This is a genomic window from Mycobacterium sp. (assembly GCF_052144515.1).
Lineage (GTDB): Bacteria > Actinomycetota > Actinomycetes > Mycobacteriales > Mycobacteriaceae > Mycobacterium.
Genome location: NZ_JBKQQD010000243.1, coordinates 1 through 3677, shown reverse-complemented (window position 1 = coordinate 3677; position 3677 = coordinate 1). Strand labels below are relative to the sequence as shown.

General features: G+C 64.2%; 4 protein-coding genes. 1 reads left to right on the top strand and 3 read right to left on the bottom strand.

Annotation, left to right across the window (positions count from 1 at the left end):
• The 3 genes from ACLP9N_RS16740 to ACLP9N_RS16730 all read right to left on the bottom strand — a co-directional run.
• A partial coding sequence (locus ACLP9N_RS16740; RefSeq protein ID WP_442408473.1) for a TIR domain-containing protein occupies positions 1-675 on the bottom strand: 675 nt, incomplete at its 3' end.
• Positions 676-862: 187 nt separating this feature from the next.
• Complete coding sequence (locus ACLP9N_RS16735) at positions 863-1024, bottom strand: hypothetical protein (protein ID WP_442408472.1); 162 nt, start codon at positions 1022-1024, stop codon at positions 863-865.
• Between the two features lie 728 nt (positions 1025-1752).
• Positions 1753-2820, bottom strand: coding sequence for an IS110 family transposase (locus ACLP9N_RS16730; RefSeq protein WP_442408471.1), 1068 nt, complete (start codon positions 2818-2820; stop codon positions 1753-1755).
• Positions 2821-3347: 527 nt separating this feature from the next.
• On the opposite strand from ACLP9N_RS16730, the gene ACLP9N_RS16725 reads away from it, so the two are divergent.
• The coding region (locus ACLP9N_RS16725) for a hypothetical protein (RefSeq protein WP_442408470.1) at positions 3348-3677 on the top strand (330 nt) is incomplete at its 3' end.

The window sequence follows — 3677 nt, the reverse complement described above, 5'->3', positions numbered from 1 at the left end:
CAGCAATGTAATGCCCTTGTGGGAACGGTCATATGGCGGCGTGTCGTCGTGGCGAATACGGCCGTAAGTGTTGTGGCCCGCCTTCAGGCGACACCGAACCTCGGTGAGGGCCACTTTCCAGGTGTTCGTGGCACGTAGGCGCAGTTGGAAGTCGGGCTGCGTCGGATGGCCTCTCCGATCTTGAACGCACGCCAGATCGGACGGGTCAAACACCACCGTCAGAGCTGGCTCAATCTGGCAGCCCACCTCGACCAGCTTCTCCAAAATCTCCTTCGCAAGCTGTGCGGGAGAGCGAACATTGAGTGGCAGATATAGGGCGTCAGGGTCAAGTCCTGACAGGACAGTGTCGTCGAACCTGACGGGAAGGACGTATTCGCGCCGTTCACGCAACGCCCGCGTTAGTGCGGACCGCCTCTCATGCCGAGGCCACTCCTTCTCCGCATACTCCTTCGAGATGAACATGACTACGGCATTGGAATCGGTCATGAAGATTCGCTGGAACTCCTCGACGAGGTTCTTCCCCCAAAGCCTGATCGTGTTCTCTTCATCGAAGAAGGCTTTCACACGGTGCTTGGCGAGCTCCTCTGCAACTTCACGTACATAGTCGCGTTGCTCCCCTGCGAACGACAACGCGACCTGAAACTCCGGCTCCGTGCTGCCCGTGATGGCTGTCATGAGGCGAGCGTATCCAGCGACTCCGGCACTCACGGGTCTTCAATCCAGCACGTCGCCCGGCGTCAGTACGTCCACCACGAGCGCCGGTGGGCAGAGTACGCACAAAAGTGTTTTGCGGCCCTTTGGCTGGCTGCAAGTCAGTGTGGGACAGGCAGCAGACGTTATCCGGTTGCGTGGGTGAGGTCGCTTACCGTCGCCACCACCGTCGCAGCGGGAAGTGCGCACCCATCGCCGCGATGATCTTGGCGGCGTTCTCGGAGTCGATCAGGGTGACGACGACGCTGGCAATCAGCCAGATCGTCAGGCCGCTCAACGTCACAACTGCGGCGAAAATGAGGAAGCCGTTCACGGCAAAATCCCATCGTCAGTTACCCCGTGTCCCGTGCACAGGGGTTGTGGCGATGGTCATCGCGCTCCAGTTGCCTATCGGGAATCGCGGCACCCTCACGGGAAGTGCTCCGCCCTACCGCGCCTTAGTCACACGGGTATCGGCTCAGTCACCGGGTGGTACTGAACGTGGTTGCGGCGTTTTCCAGATTACACCGGATGTCGATGTGTCCGACGTGCTACCGGTCCGCACTCGGTCCGCAGTTTGCGCCGTTGGGCGGTTGTTGGCACATTGGGGTCTGTGCTGGTCAGAGGAATTTTGCCCGGTATCACCCAGCGTGGCCCAACCCCGCAAACGATCAGTGCAACGTTCCGGTTCAACGTGTTAGACGTTGTTAGTGACAGGTCCGCGGCGCGTTGCGCGGCTGAACGTCTGTCGCTTATCCAGGCTCCGTGGTTGAGGCACAGGTGCGATGACTTTTACAAGAGAGCCGCGACCTTGACGGCAATCGCAAAGACGCCGCCCCTGGTGGTGCGATTCCGCGCGGAGGACTGCGCATTCCTTCAGCGTTACGCCAAAACGGTCGCCTGGCCGACCGAGGTCGATCAGCCGGATCGCGACCACGGTCCAGCGCCGCGGCGGGCCACGAAATGAACCGGCCGTCAGCGCCTAACACACCGGTACGCACCGGGGCTCGACATGAATCGGACGTGTTGATTGCGGCAGTAGGACGCCCGTTAGGTTGCCTTCTACTCAACTGATTCGGAGCCGGTTGCGTTCGTGATCTCGACGGTGCGGCTGACCTGATCGGCGCGGAGGTAGCCATAGACTTTGCGGGCAAGGCGACGTTCGACCCGGCGTAACGCCTCAGCATGGGTGTCACCGGCCTCGCGGCGCTTGCGGTAATAGGCCTGGCCGGGGCCGGTACGCCGAATCTGCTGCATCGCAATCCGGTACAACGCAGCGTTGAGTTGCCGGTTTCCCGACCGGATAGCGATGACCCGCGCCGACCTCGACCCTGACCGGCGCGGGACGGGCGCCACCCCGGCATGCCGGGCGAAGGCGGCTTCGCTGCGGAACCTCGACACCACGGCCGCCTCCCCGATGATCTTTGCCGCGGTGAGCTCCCCGCATCCAAAGATGTTGAGCAGCAACGGTTCCACTGCGTGCACATGCGCGGCGATGCGGCGTTCCATGTCGTTGATCTGCCGGCTGAGCGACATGATGTCGGTGAGCTCGTCGCCGGCAAGTGCGGCCACTAGCCCGGGTTGCTCCACCAGCCAGATCCGCAGTGCCTGCTGGTGTTTGGCTCGGCGAAGCGACCCGCTCTTAGGCGCGTGCTCGGGGTCGAGTTCGTGCAGGTGCCACAAGAATCGGTTGATGACCGCCGTGCGGGATGACACCAGGTCGTCGTGGCGGTCCACCAGCAACTTGAACCGCCGCGAGAGGTCGTCGTGGCGCGCGACCGGCAGGTCCGGCTCGCGCAACACCGCGCGGGCGACCGCCAACGCGTCGATCGAGTCCGATTTACCCCTGGTGCGCGCCGACGCGCGGGTGCGTGCCATCAAGTGCGGCGGTACCCGGATCACGCGTTGTCCCGCGTCGAGCAAGTCTCGTTCCAGCCGCAGCGACAGGTTGCGGCAATCTTCGATGCCCCACACCAGCTCGGCGCCGAACTCGCGGCGGGCCCAGCCCAGGGCTTTCAGGTGCCCGTCGGTGGTGGCCGGGATAGTCAGCTCGCCGAGCTTGCGGCCGGCGGGATCGACCCCGACCAGTGTGTGGGTGGCTTTGTGCGTGTCAACACCGACTACGGTCACCGTTTCGCCTCTTTCCTGCGTGAGCACCAGTGACGAGGTGAGGCATGCGACCTTGTCACTATGAGCGGCCGCAGACCGCACGACGCGCCGCCCGGCGCACCCGGGTCGGCACGTTGGTTGACAGCCAGCGGTGCGGCATCACATGCTCAAGCCAGACCCAGGTGTTAGGGCGTGGACCGCCGCGACTGTCAGCGGTCATCGCCCTGTCGGGCGTACGTGACCGCGGCGGCCTCACGTCGGTCCGTCCCCCACCGTCAACAGCGGCAGTTCGGTCTTCAGCTCACACGTGGGCGGCACAGGCGTGGTTGGCTCGACGTGGCGGTGAGTGGACTCGTCGATCCTAACGCCGCCGGTGCTGTACCCGGTAGTTATATCGCAGCCGCATTGCCGTGAGATGACGAAGAACTCATTGCGCAGCGCCCCTTGCGGGGCGCCATGTTTACTTCAAGCCCAATTTTCGCCTGCTCACGGCCGCTGCGGCCCTGCATCCTCAAAGCACTTAGCGGCTTCGCTTACCATCGAGCCTCGTGCCCCACGACGGAAGTGAGCGATCGCAGCGGACCCCGAAGGCGGTCGCCAGGGTGGTCGCAATTGTCGCGGGACTCCTCGGTCTGCTGCTGTGCGCGATCGTTCCGTTGGCTCCGGTGAAGCAGACCACGGCCACCGTGCTGTGGCCTCAGGGCACCGCTGGCGGCCACGTCACCCAGATCACCGCCCCGCTGGTGTCCGGGGCGCCACGCGCGCTCGACATCTCCGTTCCGTGCTCGGCGATGGCCACCCTGCCCGCCGACGGCGGCCTGGTGGTCTCGACCCTGCCGTCCGGCGGGGTGGACAGCGGTAAGAACGGGTTGTTCGTG